Here is a 25,394-nt window from a genome sequence, read left to right on the forward strand (position 1 = left end):
ACCGGCGAAACATTCGGGTCATGGCAGGGAAACTGCGACTCGCTAGGGTCGTTCCCGACAGCACGAGGCCGTCGCCCTGCCTTGCCCGGCGACGACCTCGCCCCACATCAGGAGGTTGGATGTTCAGCTCAGCTGACGAGGTCCTTGCGTTCATCAAGGACGAGGACGTCAAGTTCGTCGACATTCGGTTCTGCGACCTGCCCGGCGTCATGCAGCACTTCAACGTGCCGGCTGAGTCGGTCGACGAGGACTTCTTCACCGTGGGCCAGATGTTCGACGGGTCCTCGATCCGCGGCTTCCAGGCGATCCACGAGTCCGACATGAAGCTCGTGCCCGACCCCGCCACGGCGTTCATCGACCCCTACCGCGTCGAGAAGACGCTGGTCATGAACTTCTCGATCCTCGACCCGTTCACGGACGAGCGCTACAGCCGCGACCCGCGCAACATCGCGAGCAAGGCCGAGGAGTACCTCAAGTCGACCGGCATCGCCGACACCGCCTACTTCGGCGCCGAGGCCGAGTTCTACGTCTTCGACGACGTGCGCTTCGAGACGAAGCAGAACGCCGGCTACTACTTCATCGACTCCGTCGAGGCCGCGTGGAACACCGGTCGCGAGGAGGAGGGCGGCAACAAGGGCTACAAGACCCGCTACAAGGGCGGCTACTTCCCCGTCTCCCCCGTCGACCACTTCGCCGACTTCCGCGACAAGATCTGCCTCGAGCTCAAGGAGGTCGGTCTCAACGTCGAGCGCAGCCACCACGAGGTCGGCACCGCGGGCCAGATGGAGATCAACTACCGCTTCAACACGCTGCTGCACTCCGGCGACGACCTCATGAAGTTCAAGTACGTCGTCAAGAACTCGGCGTGGAAGCAGGGCCACACGGCGACGTTCATGCCGAAGCCGCTCTTCGGTGACAACGGCTCGGGCATGCACACGCACCAGTCGCTCTGGAAGGACGGCGAGCCCCTCTTCTACGACGAGCGCGGCTACGGCGGCCTGTCCGACCTCGCCCGCTGGTACATCGGTGGCCTGCTCAAGCACGCGCCGTCGCTGCTCGCGTTCACGAACCCGACGGTGAACTCCTACCACCGCCTGGTCCCGGGCTACGAGGCACCGGTCAACCTCGTGTACTCGGCCCGCAACCGCTCGGCCTGCGTGCGCATCCCGATCACGGGCACCTCGCCGAAGGCCAAGCGCATCGAGTTCCGCGTGCCCGACCCGTCGGCCAACCCGTACCTGTGCTTCGCGGCGCAGCTCATGGCCGGCCTCGACGGCATCAAGAACCGCATCGAGCCGCCGGAGCCGGTGGACAAGGACCTCTACGAGCTGCCGCCCGAGGAGCACGCCGCCATCCAGCAGGTGCCCGGCTCGCTGCCGGCCGTGCTCGACGCGCTCGAGGCCGACCACGAGTACCTGCTCCAGGGCGACGTCTTCACCGAGGACCTCATCGCCGCCTGGATCGAGTACAAGCGCAAGAACGAGGTCGACCCGATCCGCTTCCGCCCGCACCCGCACGAGTTCGAGATGTACTTCGACATCTGAGCCACGTAGGAATCTGACCTGCAGAAACGCCGCGAGGGTGGCGTTCTAGTCCGCGCCCGCTCCGCAAGATGCAGAGTTCGCGAGTCCGCTCGTGCTGCCAGCACCCCCGCAACGGCAGCGCGGGCGGACTCGTCTGCGTCCGGCCACATGTGGCCGTAGGTGTTCAACGTCATCATGGCGCTCGCGTGCCGCAGGCGGCGCTGGACGGCCTGGTCAGCGCGCCACCGAGGGTCACTCGGTGCCGGAAGAACCCGATGCCTCGCCCGACTCTCCCTTCGCCGGTTCGAGGCGAGGATGGCGCAGCTGCGGCAGCGACCGTGACGCGCGCCAGGTGGGCATCAGCCCGAGCGAAGAGCTCGAGCGTGATCGCCGGTCAGAAGTGCCCGCCGACGATGATGTTCGGCGTCCCTTCCGTGAAGCCGCCCGGATCGTCCTTGCCGCATCGGGTGCAGCGGCGGAACTGCCCACCGGTAGGAGCGTGCTCGGTCCGCCATTTGTGATGGAGATTGAGGCGACAGAGCAAGGGCTTGCGCGATCGTGAGCCTGCAGCGGTCATGTTCTACTCCGGTTCACCCGGCCGCGCCTTCACCGGCGTTCGGGGTCCTATCGGTAACGGATCTTCAAGTGATGGTTCATGGCGCGGATACGACCAGGGGTTGTCGGCCTTGTCGCGCATCTGCTTGGTCCACCGCAGCTCCTGAGCCCGCAGCGCTGGCAGACCAGCATGTCCTTGTCGCCGGGCTTGGTGCGGAACATGTGCCCCATGACCCGGCAGGAAGTTCCTGAATCCCACCTTCTGAGTCTCCTCGCCAGCGGGCGACCTCGCATGGGTTCTGTGTGCACGGTGGTCGTTGGTCGTGCCCGGCTGGGGCGTTGACCGGGCGTGGGCCAGCGAGTGCGGCTACTCGCAGGCGATACCGTCACCCTCACGGTCGAGCTTGCGGGAGTACCCTGGCTCCCCGCGTGGATCGAGGCGGCGCCGGCAGCGCGGGCAGCCGTGCAGTTCGGGCAGTAGACGTGCCCCGTGGCTGCAGGGGCTGGCGTGGTACTGGCGGCAGGCTTCGGGGTCACGCCGGGTGGGGGGCTCGCGGCCGACCTCGGAACGGTCGAGCCGACCGTGGGTGCGGTCGTGGCGGTAGATGCCTGCGCGTCGGTGGGGAGCTGCTGGCAAGGGCAGGTGGACAGGATGCGGGCGATGGCGTCGCGCTCGGGAGCGTTGACCCACAGGTGGTACTTGGCCTTGATCGCGATCTGCCGGGCCACGTGGGTGCAGCGGAAGCTCTTGTTCGGGCGGGAGCCACGAGCGGCGTTCGAGGCGCCCTTCTGCATGTTCAGGTGCCGGGGTCAGACGTCGAACAAGGTTCAGCGACATCTGAGCCGAGCGCCGCTGGTCCACAGCGACATCCGCGAAGGGCGTCCGACCTGCCTCGTGCCTGCTGGCACCTGGCAGCATCGGGTGCCCTTTCCGTCGGCCTCGCACATCGCGTTGAGCGCACGCGACCGGGCCTCGATCGACGCGTTCCACGACGCGGCGCTGGCCGCGGCGCCTGCCGGGGGCGTCAGGGCTCGAGGTCGGCAGGCTCGACGCGCGTGGTGGTGCCCGGACTGAACGTCCGCGACTCGACGACCTGGAGGGCGAGCAGGAGCCCGCCGAAGAGCAGTGGAGTGGTGAGCAGCAGTAGGCTCATGAGGGTTCCTCGTGTGGACGGTTGCGGACGTCGGTGCGACTGGTTGGTCGTCCCCACCCGAGGAGACGTCGTCCCCCACGGCGTACCCGGTGACCGGGCTGGGCAACCACCGGGACGGCCCTAGGCAACCACCGCCGACCGAGCCGGCCTGGTGGGTATGGTCGCGGTCGCCAGCAACCACGTGCGGACGGGGCCGCACCCTCACGAGGATGCCTGATGTCCCCTCACCCTCCCCTCCCTTCGTGTCGGTGCGCCCGGGTGCGCCCATGAGTGACTGGCGCGCCGACGCACGAGTCCGCGTCCGCGCGTTCGGCACGGCCCTGCACCGGGCCGGGCCGGAGCGCGATGCCCTGCTCCTGCTGCTCAAGGCCGCCCTTGCGGCGGTGCTGGCATGGCAGTTCGCCCTGCACGTGCTGGACAGCCCGATCCCCTTCTACGCCCCGATGGCGGCCCTGCTCGTCGTCGACCGCACGATGGTGCGCTCGATCGCGGGCAGCGCGCAGCGTGTCGCTGCGGTGGTGCTCGGGCTCGGGGTCGCGTGGCTGGCGGCGACGTGTTTCGGCGCGACGTGGTTCACGGTGTTCGGGGTGACGCTCGTGGCCCTCGTCATCAGCCGCTGGTCGCGGCTGGGCACGCACGGCTCGCAGGTCCCCTCGATGGTCCTCCTGTCACTGATCACCGCCGGCGGGACCGACGAGCAGTTCACCTACCTGACGATCGTCGAGACCATCGCCGGAGGCATCATCGGCGTCGCGACCAACGCCGTCGTGCTCACCCCGCTGCACCTGACGAAGCCTCGTCAGCGGGTCGCCGCGCTCGCACGACAGGTGCGCGAGCTGCTCGGCGACATCGCCACCGGGCTCGACGGCGAGTGGGACGCCGACTCCGCGCGCCGCTGGTACCAGCGTGGCAACGAGATCACCGACAAGGCGCCGCTCGTCATCGACGACATCGAGACCGGCCGTGAGAGCACCCGGTTCAACCCGCGGGCGAACCTGCGCCCGGCGATGCCGGACTGGGAGGGCTACGCGCACACCGTGGCCGCGCTGCGTCGCTGCCTCTGGCACGTGACCGGGGTCGCGCGCACCCTCGTCGACACCGCGGACCCCGACCGCGCCCAGCCGGTGCCCTCCCCCACCTTCCTCGGCCGGTACGCCGATGCCCTGCGCGCCACCGGTCGCGCGGTGAGCCGACTGGGGCGGAGCGACGACGGCGACGGTTTCGACGCGGCCGTGGAGCAGGCACGTGCCGTCCTCGTCGAGCTGCGCGACGAGGTGCGCGAGACACCGCTCGACGATCCCGACCAGTGGCCGGTGTACGGCTCGCTCATCAGTGACGCGCTGCGGGCCCTCCAGGAGCTCGAGGACGCGCGCGGGCGCGCAGCGGTGCCGATGCCCGGCCCCGTGCCACGGCCGGTGCAGCGGGGCGCCCTGTTCGGTCTGGTGCCCCGACGGCGCGCCGACGAGGCGGCTCCGCCACGCGGGCCCGGGGACGGCACGGGATGATCCTGGGAGGATGCCCGGGCCGGCTCGGCCTCGGGTGCACGCCGCGACCAGGGGCGGTGCCGATGGACGACCAGGAGGAGGCCCGGTGACGCAGGACCGCGACCCGCGCGAGCGATTCCCCCGCTCGGTGTACGCCGACGGCGAGGAGCCCGACCCGAGGTTCAGTCTCGCCAACGAGCGGACGTTCCTCGCCTGGATCCGCACGGCCCTCGCCTTCATCGCCGCCGGGCTCGCCATCGAGGCGCTGCAGGTGCCCATCACGCAATGGCTGCGCGCGGTCATCGCCGTGGTCCTCGTGCTCGCCGGGCTCGCCGCCACGGCTCAGGCCTGGCTCGCGTGGACCCGTACCGAGCGCGCCATGCGACGCCGGACGCCACTGCCGTCATCGGGCCTGAAGCTGCCGATCGTGCTGATGCTCGGCCTCGTCGCCCTCGGGGTCCTGGTCGGCGTGCTGCTGTGACCGCACCGCCCGCCGTTCCCGGTGACCGCGGTCTGCAGCCCGAGCGGACATCGCTGGCCTGGCGGCGCACGGCGCTGTCCGTGGCGGTGGGCTCGCTCGTCGGGCTGCGTGTCCTGCCTCCGCACCTGGGCGTCCTCGGCTACGTCGCGTGCGCCCTCGGCCTCGTCTGGAGCATCGACCTGTCCCTGACGTCGGTGCGGCGCTACCACCGGGCCGACGCCACGGTGCGGGCGTCCGAGTCGCCCCGCACCGACACGGACGCCTCGATGCCGCCCGTGCCGCCGGCTGGCGCGGACGTCGCACGCACCACGGCCGCCACGGCGCTGGTCGCCGCCCTCGCGCTCGTGTGCGTCGTCCTCATCGCCACGAGCTGACGCCCAGCACTCGCGTGGCGGTGTCGCCGATCCGACGCGCGTCGGCCGGACGGTACACGTCGGGACCGCGCCTCGGGGCCCGACGCGTCAGCGGCGGCCGGCGACCAGTCCGTTGACCCGGTGCAGCAGCTCGCGCGGGCTGAACGGCTTGACGACGTAGTCGTCCGCCCCGATGGCGAAGGCGGTGTCGACGTCGTGGTCGCGCGCCTTGGCCGTGAGCATGAGCACCGGGGTCGTCGGTCGCTCGCTCCCCCGGATCATCCGCAGCACGTCGATGCCCGACAGGCCCGGCATCATGACGTCGAGGACGACCATGTCGTGCGGGTCGGCCGAGAAGGCCTCCCAGGCGGTGATCCCGTCCGGCACCTGCTCCACCTCGTAGCCCGACTCGGACAGCTTGAGCCCCACGATGTCGAGGATGTCGGCGTCGTCGTCGGCGACGAGGATGCGGGTGCGGCGACCCGGGTCGGCCGGCGGGTTCGGGTCGCTCACTGCAGTGTTCCTCCGTCGTGGGGGCGGGCGCGGCGGCAAGCACCACCGGCACGGCGCGGGTCGTCGGCCCCGCCGCCAGGTCCTTTATAGGCACAAAACGGTCAGTCGGCCAGCAAACACCCCAGACCTGACCCGACGTGCGTCCGGCTCGTGGACGCAGGGTCGGGCCGTCGCCGCCGCGGGTACGTCTCCTGCCGTGAACGAACCCGTCGTCGACCCACCCGGCGCCCCGCCGTCCGTGGTGGAGCACGCCGGCCTCCCGGACCCGCGCCGCTGGAAGGCGCTGTGGGTCTGCCTCGTAGCGGGGTTCATGACGCTGCTCGACGTCAGCATCGTCAACGTCGCCCTTCCCTCGATCCACACCGGCCTGGACGCCTCGCCCAGCGAGCTGCAGTGGGTCGTGTCGGGCTATGCCCTCACCTTCGGCCTGACGCTCGTCCCCTCCGGCCGCCTCGGCGACGCCCTCGGGCGGCGGAGCGTCTTCGTCGTGGGCGTCGTCCTCTTCGGCCTGGCCAGCCTCGCCTGCGGCCTCGCCCCGACGAGCGCTCTCCTCGTGGCCGCCCGGCTCGTCCAGGGCGCCGCCGGCGGCATCCTCAACCCGCAGGTCTCGGGCCTGATCCAGCAGCTGTTCCGCGGCGCCGAGCGCGGCAGGGCGTTCGGCCTCCTCGGCGCGACCATCGGCATCTCGACGGCGGTGGGCCCGGTCACCGGTGGGCTCATCCTCGACCGGCTCGGCGCGGAGCACGGCTGGCGCTGGATCTTCTTCGTCAACCTCCCCGTGGCCCTCGCCGCCGTCGTGCTCGCGCGGCGATGGCTGCCCGATCCCCCGGCGCGCGACCGCACCCGCCGCCTCGAGCTGGACCCGGTCGGGGTCGTCCTGCTCGGGGCGGCCGTGCTCGCTCTCCTGCTGCCGGTCGTCGAGACCGGTCACGGGGCACGGTCGGTCTCCTGGTGGGTGGCGGCCGCGGGCCTGGCGCTGCTCGGCGCCTTCCTCCTCTGGGAACGTCGCGAGGCGCGGCACGGTCGCGAGCCGGTCGTCGACCTGCACCTCTTCGGCGTGCCCGGCTACGCCGCGGGTGCGACGGTCGGCACCATCTACTTCGCCGGCTTCACCGGCATCTTCTTCGTCCTGACGATCCACTTCCAGCAGGCGCTCGGCTACTCACCGCTGCTTGCGGGGCTCGCCGTCACGCCGTTCGCGGCGGGGTCGGCGGTGGCCTCGGCGCTCGGCGGGCGGCTCGTCTCGCGGTGGGGTCGCTCGCTCGTCACGGCCGGGCTCGCCGTCGTGCTCGTGGGGCTCGTCGCGACCGACGTCGTCCTCGGCGCGGTCAGCGGCGCGGCGTCCGGGTGGGCGCTGGCCGGTCCGCTGCTCGTCGCCGGCATCGGCAGCGGCTTCGTCATCTCCCCGAACGTCACACTCACCGTCGCCGACGTCCCCGTCGCGCGGGCAGGCACCGCCGGTGGCCTGCTGCAGACCGGGCAGCGGATCGGCACCGCGGCCGGCATCGCCCTCGTCGGCTCGGTGTTCTTCGCCTCGACGCCGCCGGACGCCGGTGTGGCCCTGCGGGTGGCCGCGGGCCTCGTCGCGGTGGCGCTGGTCACGAGCTCCGTCGACGTCGCGGCCCGGCGTCGCGCCACCGGGCCGCCGACGCGCTGACGCCACGGCGACGCGTCAACCGGCCACGTGGCGCCCTGTCGCGGCCCCGCGGCCTCCGTCGCCGCAACAGGCGACCACATGGCGGCCTGCCGCGGCGATGCCGGCCACCGACCGTGCGGCCCCGCGGCAGGACCCGACGCCTCGGGCAGGGGTGCACGGTCACCACGACATTCCGCGTTCTCGAGACACGAAACAGTCACAAAAGGAATACTTCGGACAGTCGTCGCTCCGCGCACCGAGAGCCACCCCCCCCGGTTCTCCTGCGTCCGGACGCACTTGCGGGGCCTGACGACACCACCCCTCGCGCCAGACGAGCCCGGTTCCCCACCGGGCCGATCCCGCACGCAGTTGGAGACCCACCCGCATGTATCCCACCACGACGCACCACCCGTCCCCCACCTCGACGACCACGAACCGGCGTCGCCCCGTCCGCGCCCTCGTCGCCGTCGCTGCGCTCGTCGCCGCGGTCCTCGTGCCCGCGCTCGCGTCACCGGCTCGGGCCGGCGACGCCACCGTCCCGCCCATCCCGAGCGGCCTCCCCGCCGCCATCGAGGGCCTGTCCCCGTACGTGCCGAACACCGGCTGCGACCTGCGCAACCGCACCGGCACGCTCAAGCTCGGCAACCTCATCAAGGCGACCTACGCCAACAGCTACAGCACCCTGCGCACGTGCACCGGAGCCACCAAGCCCAACTCCGAGCACTTCGACGGCCGCGCGCTCGACACGTTCTTCAACGTGCGCAACACGGCGCAGCGCACCGACGCCAGCGCCCTGCTGACGTGGCTGCTCGCCACCGACGACAAGGGCAACACGTTCGCCAACGCCCGCCGCCTCGGCGTCATGTACATCATCTGGAACAACAAGATGTGGAGCTCGTACCGCACCGAGGAGGGCTGGCGCCCGTACCTCAACTGCGCGACGACACCCGCCCCGTCGGCCGACACGAACTGCCACCGCAACCACATCCACCTCACGCTCTCCTGGGAGGGCGCGATGGGCCGCACGTCCTTCTGGACCAAGCGGGTCGCCACGGTCGACTGGGGCCCCTGCCGCCCGAGCGACCTCAACTGGTCGGCCGGCTACTCGACCGTCAACGCCCGACGCTGTGCGAGCTACCCCGCCGTCAAGGCCCCGACGGGCGCGAGCGCGCTGCTCAAGGAGCTGGTGCCGCGCTCGGGCCTGGTCCTGCGCCCGGGGATGTCCGGCGCTGCCGTGACGACGCTGCAGAAGGCCATCGGGGTGTCGCCCACCGGCAGCTTCCTGTCGACGACGACAGCCCGCCTCAAGTCCTGGCAGCAGGCGCACGGCCTCGGCGCCAGCGGCGTCGTCTACCACTCGACGTGGCGGGCGCTGCTCAAGGCCAACGGGATGCACTGACCCGAGACGCGTCGACCCTTCAGGTCGACCCGATGGCCATCGACCCGCTCGGCGCCCCGCCGGGCGGGTCGATGCGTCCCCGGCCCAGGGGTGTGGACGCGTCCGGCGCGGGGGATGCCGACGCGTCCGGCTCGTCCCCGCAGGCGCGTCAGGCGGCGCGTCAGGCGGCGCGTCAGGCGGCGTGGGACGAAGGCGCGTAGGCACGCTCGACGGCGTGGCGCACGTGGCGGTGCGGCCACGAGATCGCAAGCACGACGATGAGCACGAGGCAGACGCCTGCGCAGATGGCCACGCCCGCAACGGCGCTCGTGTGCGCACCGACCCAGCCGGCGGCGAGGAAGGCGACGCCGGCAGCGGCGATCGACACCGAACCGGCGAGGGAGAAGATGCGCCCGCGCAGCTCGGGCTCGGTGACGAGGGCGAAGGTGGCCTGGAGCGGCACCATGAACGCCTGGCACATGCCCGAGACGACGAAGAGCGCGGCCACGACGGCGATCGGGGGGTGGAACGCGGTGGCGATGAGCGGGAGCGGCATCGCGAGGGCGAGAGGCACGATCGACCGGTTCTGCTGGTGCACGTCACGGCGGCCGATCAGGACGATGCCGATGATGGCCCCGACGATGGGCGAGGCCATGAGGACGCCACCCCAGCTGGCCCACCCGTACTGGGCGGCGATCGGGATGGCGAGGGCCTCGGGTGCGCAGATGCCGATGCAGGCCACCGCGCTGAGCATGACGAGCCGGGCGAGGACGGGGTGGCGTGCGAGGTCGCCGGCGGCGGAGCCGAGGTCGTTGACGAAGCCGCGCAGGCCCTTGCCGCGCCCACCCGAGACGGGCCGCAGCTGGACGACGACCGCGATGACCATGGCGGCCGCGACGAACGTCAGCAGGTCGATGAGCAGACCGGTCTCGGCCCCGACGAGGGCGACGATGCCGCCACCCAGCGCGAGGCCGATGGCCTGGTTGGTCTGCTCGGCCATCGCCCCGAGGCCGATGGCCCGGGCGTAGGTGCGGCGGTCCTCGAACAGGTCGGTCAGGAGCACCATGTTCGAGGCCACGGAAGCCCCGCCGACGAGCTCGAGCACGAAGAGCACCCCGAAGACCGCCGGCAGGTTGACCCCCGCGCTGCCGACGAGGAGCCACATGAGCACGACGACGCAGGCGGCGCGGAGCAGGTGCGACCAGATGAGCACCAGCTTGTACGGGAACCGGTCGACGACCGGCCCGACGAGGCTGCGCCCGAAGAAGGAGGGCACGAGGCTGACGGCCAGGGTGGTCGCCGTCGCGAGCGGGGACTTCGTCAGCTGGAAGACGACCGCGGCGATGGTCACGCGCGCGATGTAGTCGCCCCACATGGACAGCGCGTTGGCGAGGAACACCGGCAGGAACCGCGGGGTGCGCAGGACCGCAGCGTACGAGGGCACGCCGGTCTCGGACTCGCCTCCGCTCGGTCTCACGGGATGACGCTACCCCGAGGTGGGGAGTCGTAAAAGTTGAAATCGGTGGCGTGGCGACATCTCCTCGCGACCCGCCGCCACAGCTCCCAGAGCTCGGCCCCGTCACCGGCCGGGCGGCCCATGATCCGCCCCATGCCGTCGGCGTCGCGCACGTCGGACGGGACGCTGTCGATGGGCCGTCCGCGCCACAGGACCCCGGCGTTGCGCAGCAGCACACCGAGCCGCCACGCCTCGCGCAGGGCCCGTGCGTCGTCGGCCCCGACGAGGCCCTCGGCGGCGAGGGCCTCGAGCGCGGCCATCGTGCTCGTGACCTGCAGCGAGGGGTGGTCGTGGGCATGGCGCAGCTGGCCGAGCTGCACGGTCCACTCGACATCCGTGAGGCCGCCGCGCCCGAGCTTGATGTGGGTGCGGGGGTCGGCGCCGCGCGGCAGCCGCTCGCTCTCGACGCGCGCCTTCATCGTGCGGATGTCGCGCACCTGGCCCTCGGAGAGGCCGCCCTCGGGCCAGCGCAGCGGGTCGATGAGCGCCCGGAACGCCTCGGCGAGCTCGTCGGAGCCGGCCACCGGCGTCGCCCGCAGCAGCGCCTGGAACTCCCAGGTCAGTGCCCACCGCTCGTAGTACGTGCGGAAGGAGTCGAGGCTGCGCACGAGGGGCCCGTTCTTGCCCTCGGGCCGCAGGTCGGCGTCGAGGCCCAGCGCCGGGTCGGCGCCGTTGCCGGAGAGCAGCTTGCGCAGGTCCTGGACGACGGCCGTGGCGCGGGCCTGGACGTCGGCCTCGGCGCTGCCGTCGACCGGCCGGTGCACGAACATGACGTCGGCGTCCGAGGAGTACCCGAGCTCGCCGCCGCCGAAGCTGCCCATGCCGACGACGAGGATCTCGCCCCCGATCGGGCCGTTCTCCCGCTCGGACTCGGCGACGACCGCCTCGAGGGACACCTGGACGGTCGCAGCCGTGAGGTCGGTGAGCGCGGTGCCGACCCCGGTGAGATCGACCTCGCCGACGAGGTCGGCCAGCACGATCCGGAGCAGCTCGTGACGACGGATGGCCCGGACGGCAGCCACCGCGTCGCCCGCGGACTCGCGCCGCCGGGCGGCCGAGCGCATCGTCGCCTCGATGGCGGCGCGCCCCCGTGGCCGCAGCCCGTTGGGGTCCCCGAGGATCGACACGCTCTCCGGTGAGCTGACGAGCAGGTCTGCGGCGTAACGACTTCGAGCCAGGCAGTGCGCGAGCCAGTCGGCGGCCCGCCCCTCGTCGCGGAGCATCTTGAGGTACCAGTGCGTCGTGCCCAGCTCGTCGGACACCCGTCGGAACGACAGGAGGCCGGCATCGGGGTCGGCCTCGTCGGCGAACCACGAGAGCATGACCGGCAGCAGGGTCCGCTGGATGGCGGCACGCCGGCTGACACCGGTGGTCATGGCCTCGATGTGGCGCAGGGCCCCGGCCGGGTCGCGGAAGCCCAGAGCCGCGAGGCGCTGCCTGGCGGCCTCGGCACTGAGTCGGGCGTCGGTGGGGCTCAGCTTCGCCACCGCGGCCAGCAGCGGCCGGTAGAAGAGCCGCTCGTGCAGCCGGCGCACCTCGCGCGCAGACGCCTGCCGGTCGGAGACCACGGCCTTCTCCGGGTGCGTGCGGTGGCCCATCGACCGGCCGAGCCGGCGCAGGTCGGGCTCGGTCACCGGCATGAGGTGCGTGCGGCGGAGACGGTACAGCTGGATGCGGTGCTCGAGGCAGCGCAGGTGCCGGTAGGCGCGGTCGAGCACCGCGGCGTCGTCGCGACCGACGTAGCCGCCGCGGGCCAGGGCTGCCAAGGCCTCGAGGGTCGTGGCCGAGCGCAGCGACGGGTCGGTGCGGCCGTGGACGAGCTGGAGCAGCTGGACGCTGAACTCGACGTCGCGCAGGCCGCCGGGTCCGAGCTTGAGCTGGCGTTCGGCCTCGCCTGCGGGGACGTGCTGCTCGACGCGTCGGCGCATCGCCTGCACGTCCTCGACGAAGTGGTCGCGGCTCGCGGCCTCCCACACCATCGGGGTGATCTCGGCCTTGTAGCGCAGACCGATCTCCTTGTCCCCCGCGGAGACCCACGCCTTGAGCAGAGCCTGGAACTCCCAGGTCTTGGCCCAGCGCTCGTAGTAGGCCTTGTGGCTGCTGATGGTGCGCACGAGCGGGCCCTGCTTGCCCTCGGGGCGCAGCGCGGCGTCGACCGGCCACAGGGTGCCCTCGGGCGTCGGGGCCGAGCACGCGCGCATCGTCGCTGTCGCGAGGGCCGTGCCGACGCGCAGGGCGGTGTCCTCGTCGACGCCGTCGGCCGGCTCGGCCACGAAGATGACGTCGACGTCGCTGACGTAGTTGAGCTCTCCCCCACCGGTCTTGCCCATGCCGATGATCGCGAGGCGACAGGCCTCGTGGCCGTCGCCGTACTCCTCGCGGGCGATGGCGAGCGCGGCCTCGAGGGCGGCCTCGGCGAGCTCGGCGAGGGCCTCGCCCACCGTCGGCATCATCGTGAGGGGGTCGGGCGTCGTCAGGTCGAGGGCCGCGATCCGGATGAGCCCGCGCCGGTAGGCGATGCGCAGGCACTCCTCCGCCGGACGGTCGTCGGGCCGGTCGGTTACGGCGCCGACGAGCTCCGCGCGGATCTCCTCCCCGCCGACGCGTCGGGCCCGGGCCGCCTCGACCCAGTGCTCGGGGTGGCGCACGAGGTCGTCGACGAGGGCCGTCGAGCCGCCGAGCACGGCCGTGACGCGGTCGCGGCCGGCACCTGCGGTGGCCAGCTCGCGGGCGAAGGCACTGATGCCCCAGTCGGGGTCGTCGGGGAGCCGGGCCAGGGACTCGGCGACGCGGACGAGGCCGAGGAGCCCCTCGTCGGGGTCGGCGGTGTCGCCGATCGACGCGATGAGGTCGTCGAGCTGCCCGTCAGGTGTCGCGGCCCGCAGGGGCGTGAGCGCGCGGTCGTCGAGGAGCCCCGCGGCCCGGGCCGGGTCGGCGAAGCCCAGCCGCGCGAGCGCGCCTGTGGTCGTGGTCGTGCGCGATGACATCGGTGTCGGGTCAGCTCGCTTCGGGTCGCGTCAGAGGCGGGGCAGGTAGCGGTCGAGCTCGAACTGGCTGATGTCATGCCGGTAGTCGAGCCACTCCTGACGCTTGTTGCGCAGGAAGAAGTCGAAGACGTGCTCCCCGAGGATCTCGGCGACGAGGTCGCTGCTCTCCATGACCTCGAGAGCCCGGCCGAGCGAGGCCGGCAGCGGCTTGATGCCCATGGCACGACGCTCGGCGTCGGTGAGGCTCCACACGTCGTCCTCGGTCTCCGGCGGCAGGTCGTAGCCCTCCTCGATGCCCTTGAGGCCGGCCCCGAGCAGGACGGCGAAGGCGAGGTACGGGTTGCAGGCGGCGTCGAGCGAACGCACCTCGACGCGCGTCGACTGGCCCTTGTTCGGCTTGTGCATCGGCACCCGGACCATCGCCGAGCGGTTGTTGTGGCCCCACGTCAGGTGGGCCGGCGCCTCGCCCCCGCCCCAGAGGCGCTTGTAGGAGTTGACCCACTGGTTGGTGACGGCGGCGATCTCGGCGCCGTGGGTGATGAGACCGGCGATGAACTGACGCCCCACCTTGCTCAGCTGGTACGGGGCCCCGGCCTCGTAGAACGCGTTGGAGTCGCCCTCGAAGAGCGAGAGGTGGGTGTGCATGCCCGAGCCCGGGTGCTGCGAGAACGGCTTGGGCATGAACGTCGCGTAGATGCCCTGCGTCAGCGCGACCTCCTTGACCACCGTGCGGAACGTCATGATGTTGTCGGCCGTGCTCAGGGCGTCGGCGTAGCGCAGGTCGATCTCGTTCTGCCCGGGCGCACCCTCGTGGTGGCTGAACTCGACCGAGATGCCCATGTTCTCGAGCATCGTGATCGCGGCGCGCCGGAAGTCGTGGCCCGTGCCGTGCGGCACGTGGTCGAAGTAGCCGGCGTCGTCGACGGGGACGGGCCGGCCCTGCGCGTCGCGCCCCTGCTCGAGGAGGAAGAACTCGATCTCGGGGTGGGTGTAGAAGGTGAAGCCGAGGTCGGCGGCCCGGGTCAGCGCGCGCTGGAGAACGTGCCTGGGGTCCGCGTTGCTCGGGGACCCGTCGGGCAGCTGGAGGTCGCAGAACATGCGCGCCGTGCCGGGCGGGTCGCCGCGCCACGGCAGGATCTGGAACGTCGAGGGGTCGGGCTTGGCGAGCATGTCGGCCTCGTAGACACGCGTCAGGCCCTCGATGGCCGAGCCGTCGAAGCCGATGCCCTCCGCGAAGGCTCCCTCGAGCTCGGCCGGCGCGACGGCGACGGACTTGAGCGTGCCGAGGACGTCGGTGAACCAGAGCCGGACGAACCGGATGTCACGCTCTTCGATCGTGCGAAGCACGAACTCTTCCTGACGGTTCATGTGTCGATCCTGCCCCATGGGTGTTACGCCGATGTGAAGACACTCGCACCGCAAGACGCGGCACGCGAACGGGCCCCCGGGGGAACGTCCCCGGGGGCCCGCGCGTCAGGCGAGCTCAGCTCACTTGAAGGCGACCTTGACCTGCAGCTCGTTGCCGCCGTCACGGGTCTTGGTGACCGTCATCGTCGTGCCCGAGCCGGCCACCTTGGTGGACGCCCACGGGTTGGCTGCCGACCAGTAGCGGTTCGGGTCGGAGTCGTCGAACGTCGGGATCGCCGGCTGCGAGGGAACCTCGGTGGCGACACCGTTGCGGTGGAAGGTGACCGCGTCGGTCGCCTCCTGCCCGAACGTGGCGTCGAACGGCTGCCGGCGGTTGCCGAGCATCGTCTTGGTGCCGTTGGCGTTGTTCAGCATGATCGGCGCCGGACGGGCGTCGACCGGCAGGACCTCGCCACCACCGGGGTGGGCGCTGGTGTTGTTGTCGCCGTACTCACCGTTGGCGAACCAGACGAGCATGCCGTTCTGGTACGGGAAGCGCTCCACCCAGTCGGGCTTCGTCGTGCCCCAGCCGAAGTTGTACGGGCCCGTCTTCAGCGTCTTGTCGTAGCCGCTGTAGGTGCGGTTCTCCGCGAGGTAGAAGTCCTGCACCTGCTTGGAGGTGGTGCCGTCGATGATGGCGAAGCCACCCTTGGCGACCCACGCACCGGCGCCGGCCTCGACGTCGTCGACCGGGCCGGCCACGCCGTCCTTGGTCACGGTGATGTCGTCGACGAACGCCTCGCTCGAGACGCCGCCGTCGGTGGCGACGCGGTAGCGGAACTGGATGTTCTGGCCCTTGTACGCCGACAGGTCCCACGTCTTCTGAGCCCAGCCGAACACGTCGTTGACCGGCGTGCCGACCTGCGCCCAGGTGGCGCCGTTGTCGGTGGACACCTCGCCGTAGAGGTAGTCGTAGTCCTTCTCGAGGTTGCCCTGGACCCAGGCGCTGATCGAGGCCGAGGTCGTGGCTCCGGTCAGGTCGACCGGACGGGTCAGCGTCGAGTTGAGGTTGTCACCGAAGCCGCTCCACCACTCCGCCTTGCCGGAGTGCGGCGTGTTGCGGTCGGAGGTCACGGTGCGCTCGGGCATCGGGACGACGACGGCCTGGACCGAGCCGCTCTTCGTGGCGAGGTCGGCCTGGCTGAGCTTGACCGTGGTGTCCTCACCGAAGGGGACGGTCTTGTAGTCGAGCCAGCCGAGCTGCAGCTTCTCCCACGGGCCCATGTAGCCGGGCGTCGTGCCGATGGAGTCGGTGCCGTGGTTGAGCCACGAGCCGCCGCTCATGAGGGTCCAGAAGGCGGTGCTGTTGTCGCCGCCGGCCGTGTCGTAGAGGTCGGGCAGGCCGAGGTCGTGGCCGAACTCGTGCGAGAAGACGCCGAGGCCGCCGTTCTCGGGCTCGGTCGTGTAGTCACCGATCCACATGCCGGAGTTGCCGAGCGGCACGCCACCGAGCTTGTTGAAGTCGGGACCGGAGACGCCGGCCTGGTTGGAGTAGGCGTACCAGCGGTGCGACCAGATGGCGTTGACGCCCTGGGCTCCGCCGCCGGCCTCCTCGCCCTCACCGGCGTGGATCGCCTGGAAGTGGTCGATGTAGCCGTCGGGCTCGTTGAAGTTGCCGTCGCCGTCGTAGTCGTAGCGGTCGACCTTGTCGAACTGCGCGAGGTACGCCTTGATGTCGGCGTCGCTCTTGCCCGCGGCCTTCTGGGCGTTGTACCAGGCGGTGGCGGTGTCCTTGATGTAGTTCCAGTAGCCGTCGGCGTCGTTCTTTGCGCCGTAGCGGGCCTCGTTGTACGGCACGGAGACCCAGTCGGAGACGTCGCCCTTGGCGAGGAAGCGGCCGTTGGACTGCTTGAGGTAGAAGTCCTTGAACGACTCGCCGTCGCCGAACATCATGTCGAGGTAGTGGTTCCGGTTGAAGTCCGGGATCCAGTACGTCGAGTTGTCGTCGGTGCTGTTGCCGTCCCAGTTGCGGTCCGGTTGCGGGATCTGGTTGTGGACGGGGCCGGGCGTGGCGTCGAAACCGGTCTTCGTCTGGGTGCCGAAGTCGGTCAGGATCGTGAAGATGTCCTCTTCGCGGTTGACCGGGTAGTTGACGTACTTCGACTTCTTCGGCTTGCCGTGCTTGTCCGTGCCCTTGCCCTTGACCTCGATGACGCGGTTGCCGTTGATCGTCGTGGTCGTGGCCTCACCCTTGACGAGCTTGGCGACGGCGTCCTTGCGGGCCGCGGCCTGCGCGTCGGCGAGCGGGTTGGGCAGGTTGTCCGGCTGCGAGGCCTGGGCGGCAGCGGGGTCTCCGCTGACCGGGGCCTTGGCGACGGGCGTTGCCTGAGCCTGCGTCGGGGCCGTCAGGCCGGTGAGGACGAGCGCCCCCACGGCCAGCCCCGAGACAGCACTCCACTGGCGCTTGTTCAAGAATCTGTCCTCCTGGTCACAGAAGCGCCGTCCATCCGGCGCCTCGCGTATAAGAACACAGATCACCGACAATATGGCCGTCAGAGGTCGAGGAAACGAAAAAACTTGTGGCACAAGGATGCTCGGAGTAAAGAACGTAAAATCTTCGTAAAGAGAACCGCATCTCGTCTTGGCATCGGAAAGACAATCCGATAGGGGTCACAGGCGTCACAGCGGCCCCAGACCGTGGAAACACCGGCCGATATGCTCGCGCCATGAGCGCTGACGCCCCCGAGGAGCCGAGCCCCTACGGGTCCGGCACCCGCGAACCCGCTTCGAGCGGCACGACCGGCACATCCGGCACGTCCCCCGGACCGCGTCGGGTCCGCATCCCGCACCTGCACGCCATGAAGGCCGAGGGCCGTCGCTGGGCGATGCTCACCGCGTACGACATGTACGCGGCGCAGATCTTCGACGAGGCCGGCATCCCGGTTCTCCTCGTCGGCGACTCCGCAGGCAACAACGTGTACGGCTACGAGACGACCGTGCCGGTGACCCTCGAGGAGATGGTGCCGCTCGTGCGCGCCGTCGCGACCGCCGCCCGGCGCGCCCTCGTCGTCGCCGACATGCCCTTCGGCTCCTACGGGGGCTCGGTCGAGCAGGGGTTCGCCAGCGCCGTCCGCCTCATGAAGGAGGGCCTGGCGCACGCGGTGAAGCTCGAGGGCGGCACCGCGATGGTGCCGCTCGTCAAGGCGCTGACCGACGCCGGCATCCCGGTCATGGCGCACATCGGGTTCACCCCGCAGAGCGAGCACCAGCTCGGCGGCTACCGGGTGCAGGGCCGCGGTGACGCCGCCGACGCGCTCGTCGACGAGGCGCGGGCCCTGCAGGACGCCGGCGCCTTCGCCGTCGTCCTCGAGATGGTCCCCGCGCCCGTGGCCGAACGCGTCACCGAGGTGCTCGCCATCCCGACCATCGGCATCGGCGCCGGCCCCGGTACCGACGCGCAGGTGCTCGTCTGGAGCGACTTCGCCGGCCTGCGCGCCGGCCGCGCTCCCCGGTTCGTCAAGAAGTACGCCGACCTGAGGGGCACCCTCCTCGACGCGGCACGCGCCTACGCCGACGACGTGGCCGCCGGCACCTTCCCCGGGCCCGAGCACTCCTTCGAGTCCTGACGCCCGTCTGTGACGTGACGTGATGCGACGGGGCCCGGCACCGTGCGGTGCCGGGCCCCGTCGCGTCAGGACCGACGCGGCGGCCGCGTCAGTCCTCGACCTCCTCGTCGTCCCACGAGGTCCCCGACGTACCCGAGGCGCCCTTGTCGTTCCAGGCGCGGTCCTCGGAGTCCCACTTGTCGGTCTTCGCGTGCGCGGTGTCGAGGGCCCGGCGGGCCTCGTCCTCGGTGGCGTACGGGCCCAGCACCTGCTCACCGCGGCTGCGGTTCTCGTCGGTCTCGACCTGACCGGTGTCGACGTTGTACCAGAAGCTCACTGACGCACTCCTTCTCTCCTCGGGACCACCTGCACCGCGGCCACGAAGGCCGGCCGGCAGGTCTCCTCGGCCGGGGTCCGTCTCGTGGGCAGCCCTCGTGGCGGCCCACCTGCGACGACCTAGACTCCACCGTATGCCGTTGCTCCAGCCCGGGGTGTCACCACACCCGCTCAGTCCGCGACGCCCGGTGCCGGCCTCGATCGACCGCCCGCACTACGTCGACGTCCCGAACCCGCGGGAGGACGGCGACGTCGCGGTCAAGGACGCCGAGACCATCGAGCGGATGCGGCTCGCGGGCCGGGTCGCCGCCGACGCCATGGCCGCCGCAGCCGAGCGCATCGCCCCCGGCGTCACCACCGACGAGCTCGACGCCGTCGCCCACGAGTACCTGCTCGACCACGACGCCTACCCCTCGCCGCTCGGCTACAAGGGCTTCCCGAAGTCGGTCTGCACCAGCGTCAACGAGGTCATCTGCCACGGCATCCCCGACGCGCGCCCGCTCGAGGACGGCGACATCGTCAACATCGACGTCACGGCCTACGTCGGCGGCGTGCACGGCGACACGGACGCCACCTACCTCGTCGGCGACGTCGACGAGGAGTCGCGCCTGCTCGTCGAGCGCACCCACGAAGCGATGATGCGCGGCATCCGCGCCGCCCGGCCCGGCCGCGAGATCAACGTCATCGGACGCGTCATCGAGAGCTACGCCAAGCGCTTCGGCTACGGCGTGGTGCGCGACTTCACCGGCCACGGCATCGGCCTGGAGTTCCACTCGGGGCTCATCGTCCCGCACTACGACGCCGCGCCGAACTACGCCACCGTCATCGAACCCGGCATGACCTTCACCATCGAGCCGATGCTCAACCTCGGCACGCACGAGTGGCGGATGTGGGACGACTCGTGGACCGTCGTGACCCGCGACGGCCGGCGCTCGGCGCAGTTCGAGCACACCATCGTCATCACCGACGACGGCAACGAGATCCTGACGCTCGCCACCGGCGCGACCCCGTAACCTCGCACACGCTCACACACGCTCGCAGCACGGCCGGCTGGAGGCCGACCGGTCCAGCACCACGACACGTCCTCGACAAGGAAGCAGGGACATGGGCAAGAAGGGCAAGCCCCTCGGCATCGACATCGGCGGCAGCGGCATCAAGGGCGCGCCGGTCGACCTCAAGGCGGGCGACCTCGCCGGCAAGCGGCACAAGATCCTCACCCCGAAGCCTGCGACGCCCGACGCCGTCGCCGAGGTCGTCGACCAGATCGTCGACCACTTCGCCGACGTCACGGGCGACTCCCCCATCGGCGTGACGGTGCCCGCCGTCGTCATCCGCGGCCGCGTCCTCTCGGCTGCCAACATCGACCCGACGTGGATCGACACCGACGCCGAGGCGCTCATCAAGGAGCACACCGGCCGGGCCGTCACCGTCCTCAACGACGCCGACGCCGCCGGCCTCGCCGAGATGTACTACGGCGCCGCCAAGGGCGTGCAGGGGCTCGTCATCCTCACGACGCTCGGCACCGGCATCGGCTCGGCCCTCATCCACGACGGCCGCCTCGTGCCCAACTCCGAGCTCGGTCATCTCGAGATCGACGGCTTCGACGCCGAGGACCGGGCTGCGTCGTCGGTCAAGGACGCCGAGGGGCTCTCCTGGGACGAGTACGTCGAGCGGCTCCAGCGCTACTACGACGTCATCGAGAAGCTCTTCTCCCCCGACCTCATCGTCGTCGGTGGCGGCATCTCCAAGGACAGCGACGACTTCCTGCCGCGCCTGAAGCTGCGGTGCCCGATCGTGCCGGCGCAGCTGCGCAACCAGGCCGGCATCATCGGCGCGGCGCACCTGGCCGTCGACCTCGCCAAGGGCTGACCCGCCCGCGCCGACCGACCAGCACCCGCGCTCCGCGTCCACCGATGCGGAGCGCGGGTTCGCCTGTGCCGCAGCCGATCCCGCGACCTGGCACCGATGCGCGTGATGATCAGACGCGCTGGAGGTCGGAGAGCAGGTCGGGCGCCCGCCGGTCGTAGATGCGCGCCCCGAAGCGGACCCCCACACCGGCGAGAACAGGCCCCAGGGCCACGCCGACCACCCCGGTGACCCACACGAGCCACGTCGGCCCCTCAGCGGCGTAGGCGAACCACGCGAGCAGCAGCAGCGGGGCGGACAGCGCGAAGGTGGCGGCGCTCGCGAGCGTCTGGGACAGGATCGTGATGCCCGCGGCACCCGGCGGTGCGCTGAACGGACTCTCCCCCGGTTCGGCCACCGGGTACGGCAGCACGATGTTCATGACGCTCGAGACAGCGACTCCGGCCCCGAGCACCGTGACCGAGACGCCGAGCACGAGGGGCAGCAGGTCCCACCGGTCGCCCAGCCACACACCGACGAGGACGTACACCGGCACGAGGACGCCGGCGAGCAGCAGGCCCGGCACGACCCGCCCGAGCCGGTCGTCGAGACCCCGGATGCCGGCGGCGACGTGCAGCGAGAACGCCTGCGACTCGTACGCGATGGCGTTGTGCTCGCTCCAGCCGAGGAGGAAGGCGAGCAGGGGGCCCATGAGCAGGGGTGGCCAGTCGAGGTCAGCGCTCGCCCAGGGGATGAGCAGCGCGAGAGGGAAGACCGGCGTCATGAGCAGGCTGATCTGGTAGCGCGGGTCGCGTCGCCAGTACGTGAGCACGCGCCCCGCGACGGCGCCCGCCGGGCGGTCCGGCACCCGGGCCAGGAGGCCGAGGTCGCCGGGCACACCCGGGCCGGGGTCGCGGCGCGAGACGGCTCGCGGGTTCTCGACCTGCCGGGTCACCGCGCGCGACCAGAGCACCCCGACGACGAGCAGGAACCCGACGGCCAGCACGAGACGCGCCGCCCCGACGAGAGGTCGACCGGCGGCGACATCGCCCGGTGCCGCCCACGCCCAGCCGAGCGGCGTCCAGGCGACGACCCTCGACACGGACACGGCGAGGCGCTGGATGTCGTGGACGTTGGCCGCGACCCAGACCACCGGGCCGACGAGGACGAGGATGACGAGCCCCACGACGACGAGCGTGTCGCGGCCACGACGGCTCGAGGTCGCCGCCGCCGCCAGCGCGGACACCCAGCGCGAGAGGGTGATCGCCGTGAGGATGCCGATGCTCGTGGCCACGACGGCCACGAGCGTCGACGCGGGCGTCTGCGACCACGCGACGACGACGCCGAGGCCGAGCACCCCGCTGGCCAGGGCGGGCAGCCCGACGAGGGCCGCTGCGATGAGGCCCACGGCCAGCGCCTGCGGGGGCACCGCGTAGAGCGCGAACCGGCTCGGGTCGAGGGTCGGGTCGGACCCGAAGGAGAAGAGCGGCACGACCGTCCAGAGAACGATGCCCACCGCGCCGGCCAGCGGCAGCGCGACGGTGGCCACCTCGAGCGAGGTGCGCAGCGTCGCGACGATGAGCGTCAGCCCCAGCACGAGCACGGAGAAGTAGACGACGCCGACGACCGCTCCGATGGTCTGGGACCGGCTGCGGCGGAAGACGTTGGCCAGCAGTGCGAGCTTCAGTCGGACGAGGTGCGCAACCACGACAGTCCCACCACCTCGGTCGAGCCGCCGACGAGGTCGACGAAACGCTCCTCGAGCGAGCGGCCGTCACGGACCGCGTCGAGCTCGCCGGCCGTGAGGACCGAGCCCTCGGCGATGACGGCGACGTGGCTGCAGATGCGCTCGACGAGGTCCATCACGTGGCTGGAGAGGACGACCGTGCCGCCGGCGTCGACGTAGTCGGCCAGGATGCGCCGGATCGTCGCGGCCGACAACGGGTCGACGGCCTCGAAGGGCTCGTCGAGCACGAGGACGCGCGGCGCATGGACGAGGGCCGCGGCGAGCGTCACCTTCTTCGTCATGCCGGCGGAGTAGTCGACGACCAGGGTGCCCTGCGCGCCGGTCAGGCCGAGCGCGTCGACGAGCTCGGAAGCGCGCTCGGCCGCGAGCTCGCGCTGCATCCCGCGCAGCAGCCCCGCGTACGTGATGAGCTGGAGGCCGGAGAGGCGGTCGAAGGTCCGCAGACCGTCGGGCAGGACGCCGAGCAACCGCTTGGCCGCGATGGGGTCGGCCCACACGTCGTGACCGAGGACGAACGCGCGCCCGGCGTCGGGGCGCAGCAGACCGGTGACCATCGACAGGGTCGTCGTCTTGCCGGCGCCGTTGGGCCCGACGAGACCGAAGAACGACCCGCGCGGCACGTCGAGGTCGATGCCATGGACGGCCACGAGGTCACCGAAGCGCTTGCCCAGACCGCGCACGGCGATGGCCGGGCCGTCGTCCGGGACCCCCTGCGGGGCAGGCAGGTCAGGCGGTGGTGACTCGCTCATGCTCTCCCCCCGGAGTGCGGTCAGGTGGTCAGGACGTCGGTGGGTCAGGAGGACGGCAGGTCAGAAGGTGGCGGACTCGTCGTCGCGCAGGTCGGTGTAGTCGAGGCCTTGAACGCCGGCGAGGTTGCGCACGTGCGTGGCGTACATGTCGCGACCGATGTCAGACAGGAGGGCGTCGTGGATCGGGATGAAGACCTTCGGGGCGATGCGCCCGACGAACGCGATCGAGTCGCGGCTCGCCGCCCACGGGGCGTTGAGCGGGTGGGCGAGCACGTCGACGGGGCCGGGCTCGCCGTCGTAGGCGTCGCCGGGGTGGAAGAGCGAGGGCTCGCCGTCGGCGCGCAGCACGAGACCGACGTTGGGGATGCGCGGCATCGCCTCGTGGTTGAAGGCGTGCAGCTCGCCGACCGGCGTGACCGTGACGTCACCGACCTCGAACGGCTCCCCCTGGCGCGTCGGCACGGCGTCGAGGCCCTCCTCGCGCAGCTTCTGGGCGGTGAGCGGGTCGGTGTGCACCGGCGTCGACGGGTTGGCCCGCACGAGCGCCGCGACGCGCTCGGGGTCGAAGTGGTCGACGTGGTTGTGCGTCACGAGGATCGCGTCGAGACCGGTCAGCTGCTCGAAGCCGCGCGAGAACGAGCCGGGGTCGATGAGGACCCGCCGGTCGGCCGTCTCGACGAGGAGGCAGGCATGTCCGAGGTGAGTCACACGCATGGCCTCAACCTAACCCAGCGCCTCGGGCCGGGACATGGAGTACAGCAAGCGCGCCGAGCCGGCGAGGGCGAGCACCATGCCGCCGAGGAGCAGCCAGGTCAGCGGTCTCTCCGCGTGCAGCGCCGCCCGGTCGCGGAGCATCCCGAGGAGCATCGCCGCGACCATGACGGTCTCGGCCTCGACGAGCAGCCGCAGGCGCACCCACCGCAGGTCACGGAAGGCCACGAGCCCGGCGCAGCCGAGGCAGAAGACCGCGCCGACGACGCGGGAGGTCAACGGCGTCAGCGTCCAGGGCCACACCCGCGACAGGGTGCTCGGGAGCGCCCAGAGGAGCACACCGAGCAGCAGCGACGCCGCTCCCCCGATAGCGATGACGCCCGCTGCCAGCCGCCCGACGCGTCGCTCGTCGTCACGGGGTGGTGCGGCGACGCGCGTGTTGACGGCCCAGACGACGGCGACGACCGGCGGCGCGACGACGTAGAGCGCGGCCCAGACCCAGAACGCCGGGTTGCCGTGGGTGAACCGGTCCCAGTGCACGACCGTCGCGACCCCGAGCAGCGCCGCGAACACCGTGACGGCCGGCAGTCCCGCCGACGCCAGGGCCCAACGGTGCGCGCGGGCCGTGCGCACGAAGAACCAGACCCCGCCGAGGTAGGCCGAGGCGAGCACCATCGCCGTCAGGGGTGGGGAGATGGGCCACGCGAAGAGTCGACGGGTGTCGGCCGGGAAGCCGTAGAGCAGCACGACCGCGACGACGAGGAAGGGGGTGATGCCCCACGCGAGCACCCGCGTCGATCCGAGCACCCGGTCGTCGCGCACCGGCTGCGCCCGCGTCGGCAGGGCCGCCGCCGTCACGGCTCCCCGCCCCCAACGCGTGAGACCGCGTCGAGCAGCGCGCTGTGGCTGGCCACGAGCGCACGCCGCTCGGCGACGAGGATGGGGTCGGACCGGTCGCACCCGCCGACGACCCACCGGTCCGACAGGTCCATCGCCTCTACCCGGTGCCGTGCCGCGGGCTCGACACGCTCCCGGTCCGCGCCGTAGACGTAGGCGTAGAGGTCGACGAGGGATGCCACCAGCTCGTCGCGCGTCACGTCCTCGTGGTGCTGGTGCGCTCGGTGGACGCGCCACCACTCCACCTCGAAAGCACTGGCCCGGACCGGGTCGATCGGCAGGTCGCCACGGTCGGCGACGAGCGCGTAGAAGCGCCGCATCTGCTCGCGCGCACCGTCGGCGTCGTTGTCCGGGAAGGGCGCCCACAGCTGGTTGGCCCGCAGGACGCACCAGGCGGCGCGGGTGGTGTCGATCCGACCGAGACCGAAGCCGGTGGCGACCATGCCGTACGCCCCGCGCAGGAACGCGGGCCACTCGTGGAGGTAGTAGGCGGTCCAGGCGTCGGTCTCGTGGTGCCCGACGGCGACCGGGTCGAACGAGCGCGGCCCACCGCCGGACGCGTGACGCATGAGGCCTC

23 protein-coding genes are annotated in these 25,394 nt (G+C 71.5%); 10 read left to right on the top strand and 13 right to left on the bottom strand.

Translation table 11 applies throughout. The annotated features are described in order from the left end of the window. Nucleotides 1-119 precede the first annotated feature (119 nt). Together glnA (RY076_RS13505) and RY076_RS13510 are read left to right on the top strand one after the other, a co-directional pair. A complete protein-coding gene (gene glnA / locus RY076_RS13505) occupies nucleotides 120-1,544 on the top strand; it encodes a type I glutamate--ammonia ligase (protein ID WP_323098749.1) in 1,425 nt (474 codons plus the stop codon). Nucleotides 1,545-1,782: 238 nt separating this feature from the next. Then, nucleotides 1,783-2,085 (top strand): hypothetical protein, encoded by a 303-nt coding sequence (locus RY076_RS13510; RefSeq protein ID WP_323098751.1) that lies wholly within the window; start codon nucleotides 1,783-1,785, stop codon nucleotides 2,083-2,085. Nucleotides 2,086-2,445: 360 nt separating this feature from the next. Here RY076_RS13510 and RY076_RS23665 read toward each other — a convergent pair whose 3' ends face one another. Both RY076_RS23665 and RY076_RS13515 read right to left on the bottom strand, forming a co-directional pair. Beyond that, on the bottom strand, nucleotides 2,446-2,997 hold the full coding sequence (locus RY076_RS23665) for an excalibur calcium-binding domain-containing protein (RefSeq protein ID WP_413785776.1): 552 nt from the start codon (nucleotides 2,995-2,997) through the stop codon (nucleotides 2,446-2,448). A gap of 106 nt (nucleotides 2,998-3,103) precedes the next feature. After that, on the bottom strand, nucleotides 3,104-3,232 hold the full coding sequence (locus RY076_RS13515) for a hypothetical protein (protein WP_323098752.1): 129 nt from the start codon (nucleotides 3,230-3,232) through the stop codon (nucleotides 3,104-3,106). A 266-nt stretch (nucleotides 3,233-3,498) separates the two neighbouring features. Between RY076_RS13515 and RY076_RS13520 the strand changes: the two genes are divergently transcribed. From RY076_RS13520 to RY076_RS13530, 3 genes are all read left to right on the top strand, one after another. Continuing rightward, entirely contained in the window at nucleotides 3,499-4,737 is a 1,239-nt protein-coding gene (locus RY076_RS13520; RefSeq protein ID WP_323098753.1) for an FUSC family protein, read from the top strand. A gap of 85 nt (nucleotides 4,738-4,822) precedes the next feature. Next, nucleotides 4,823-5,197, top strand: a complete 375-nt coding sequence (locus RY076_RS13525; RefSeq protein WP_323098754.1) for a YidH family protein — start codon at nucleotides 4,823-4,825, stop codon at nucleotides 5,195-5,197. Beyond that, entirely contained in the window at nucleotides 5,194-5,571 is a 378-nt protein-coding gene (locus tag RY076_RS13530; protein ID WP_323098755.1) for a DUF202 domain-containing protein, read from the top strand. Before RY076_RS13525 ends, RY076_RS13530 begins: the two co-directional genes overlap by 4 nt. Before the next feature lie 87 nt (nucleotides 5,572-5,658). Here RY076_RS13530 and RY076_RS13535 read toward each other — a convergent pair whose 3' ends face one another. Further along, nucleotides 5,659-6,063 carry a response regulator transcription factor gene (locus RY076_RS13535; RefSeq protein ID WP_323098756.1) on the bottom strand — a complete coding sequence of 135 codons (405 nt, stop codon included), beginning with the start codon at nucleotides 6,061-6,063 and terminating at the stop codon, nucleotides 5,659-5,661. A 196-nt stretch (nucleotides 6,064-6,259) separates the two neighbouring features. On the opposite strand from RY076_RS13535, the gene RY076_RS13540 reads away from it, so the two are divergent. Both RY076_RS13540 and RY076_RS13545 read left to right on the top strand, forming a co-directional pair. Continuing rightward, on the top strand, nucleotides 6,260-7,720 hold the full coding sequence (locus RY076_RS13540; protein WP_323098758.1) for an MFS transporter: 1,461 nt from the start codon (nucleotides 6,260-6,262) through the stop codon (nucleotides 7,718-7,720). Nucleotides 7,721-8,084: 364 nt separating this feature from the next. Then, nucleotides 8,085-9,098, top strand: a complete 1,014-nt coding sequence (locus RY076_RS13545) for a peptidoglycan-binding domain-containing protein (protein ID WP_323098759.1) — start codon at nucleotides 8,085-8,087, stop codon at nucleotides 9,096-9,098. A gap of 172 nt (nucleotides 9,099-9,270) precedes the next feature. Here the strand turns inward: RY076_RS13545 and RY076_RS13550 are convergent, their stop codons facing one another. The 4 genes from RY076_RS13550 to RY076_RS13565 form a co-directional block, all read right to left on the bottom strand. Then, nucleotides 9,271-10,554 carry an MFS transporter gene (locus RY076_RS13550; RefSeq protein WP_323098760.1) on the bottom strand — a complete coding sequence of 428 codons (1,284 nt, stop codon included), beginning with the start codon at nucleotides 10,552-10,554 and terminating at the stop codon, nucleotides 9,271-9,273. Continuing rightward, on the bottom strand, nucleotides 10,551-13,580 hold the full coding sequence (locus tag RY076_RS13555; protein ID WP_323098762.1) for a bifunctional [glutamine synthetase] adenylyltransferase/[glutamine synthetase]-adenylyl-L-tyrosine phosphorylase: 3,030 nt from the start codon (nucleotides 13,578-13,580) through the stop codon (nucleotides 10,551-10,553). The genes RY076_RS13550 and RY076_RS13555 overlap by 4 nt, the downstream gene beginning before the upstream one ends. A 30-nt stretch (nucleotides 13,581-13,610) precedes the next feature. Beyond that, nucleotides 13,611-14,948, bottom strand: coding sequence for a type I glutamate--ammonia ligase (glnA, locus tag RY076_RS13560; protein ID WP_323098763.1), 1,338 nt, complete (start codon nucleotides 14,946-14,948; stop codon nucleotides 13,611-13,613). Nucleotides 14,949-15,068: 120 nt separating this feature from the next. Then, nucleotides 15,069-17,399, bottom strand: a complete 2,331-nt coding sequence (locus tag RY076_RS13565; RefSeq protein ID WP_323098765.1) for an immune inhibitor A domain-containing protein — start codon at nucleotides 17,397-17,399, stop codon at nucleotides 15,069-15,071. A gap of 254 nt (nucleotides 17,400-17,653) precedes the next feature. Here RY076_RS13565 and panB point away from each other — a divergent pair, with 254 nt between their 5' ends. Beyond that, complete coding sequence (gene panB, locus RY076_RS13570; RefSeq protein ID WP_323098766.1) at nucleotides 17,654-18,553, top strand: 3-methyl-2-oxobutanoate hydroxymethyltransferase; 900 nt, start codon at nucleotides 17,654-17,656, stop codon at nucleotides 18,551-18,553. Nucleotides 18,554-18,641: 88 nt separating this feature from the next. Here panB and RY076_RS13575 read toward each other — a convergent pair whose 3' ends face one another. Then, the gene (locus RY076_RS13575) at nucleotides 18,642-18,869 is read right to left on the bottom strand and encodes a methionine aminopeptidase (RefSeq protein WP_323098767.1); all 228 of its coding nucleotides are present in this window, start codon (nucleotides 18,867-18,869) and stop codon (nucleotides 18,642-18,644) included. A gap of 133 nt (nucleotides 18,870-19,002) precedes the next feature. On the opposite strand from RY076_RS13575, the gene map reads away from it, so the two are divergent. Together map and ppgK are read left to right on the top strand one after the other, a co-directional pair. Further along, the gene (map, locus tag RY076_RS13580; RefSeq protein ID WP_323098769.1) at nucleotides 19,003-19,881 is read left to right on the top strand and encodes a type I methionyl aminopeptidase; all 879 of its coding nucleotides are present in this window, start codon (nucleotides 19,003-19,005) and stop codon (nucleotides 19,879-19,881) included. A gap of 91 nt (nucleotides 19,882-19,972) precedes the next feature. After that, entirely contained in the window at nucleotides 19,973-20,737 is a 765-nt protein-coding gene (gene ppgK / locus RY076_RS13585; protein ID WP_323098771.1) for a polyphosphate--glucose phosphotransferase, read from the top strand. 109 nt (nucleotides 20,738-20,846) lie between these two features. On the opposite strand, the gene RY076_RS13590 is transcribed toward ppgK, so the two are convergent. Genes RY076_RS13590 through RY076_RS13610 form a run of 5 tightly spaced genes read right to left on the bottom strand, consistent with a single transcriptional unit; the run spans nucleotide 20,847 to nucleotide 25,386 of the window. Then, nucleotides 20,847-22,421, bottom strand: coding sequence for a hypothetical protein (locus tag RY076_RS13590; protein WP_323098773.1), 1,575 nt, complete (start codon nucleotides 22,419-22,421; stop codon nucleotides 20,847-20,849). Further along, a complete protein-coding gene (locus RY076_RS13595; protein ID WP_323098775.1) occupies nucleotides 22,397-23,209 on the bottom strand; it encodes an ABC transporter ATP-binding protein in 813 nt (270 codons plus the stop codon). Before RY076_RS13595 ends, RY076_RS13590 begins: the two co-directional genes overlap by 25 nt. 60 nt (nucleotides 23,210-23,269) lie before the next feature. Beyond that, nucleotides 23,270-23,923: an MBL fold metallo-hydrolase gene (locus RY076_RS13600; RefSeq protein ID WP_323098778.1), complete on the bottom strand. Its 654-nt coding sequence runs from the start codon at nucleotides 23,921-23,923 to the stop codon at nucleotides 23,270-23,272. Nucleotides 23,924-23,932: 9 nt separating this feature from the next. Beyond that, complete coding sequence (locus RY076_RS13605) at nucleotides 23,933-24,778, bottom strand: hypothetical protein (RefSeq protein WP_323098780.1); 846 nt, start codon at nucleotides 24,776-24,778, stop codon at nucleotides 23,933-23,935. Then, the gene (locus RY076_RS13610) at nucleotides 24,775-25,386 is read right to left on the bottom strand and encodes a hypothetical protein (RefSeq protein WP_323098782.1); all 612 of its coding nucleotides are present in this window, start codon (nucleotides 25,384-25,386) and stop codon (nucleotides 24,775-24,777) included. Before RY076_RS13610 ends, RY076_RS13605 begins: the two co-directional genes overlap by 4 nt. Nucleotides 25,387-25,394: the final 8 nt, after the last annotated feature.

It is taken from the genome of Intrasporangium zincisolvens (genome assembly GCF_034724055.1).
GTDB lineage: Bacteria > Actinomycetota > Actinomycetes > Actinomycetales > Dermatophilaceae > Monashia > Monashia zincisolvens.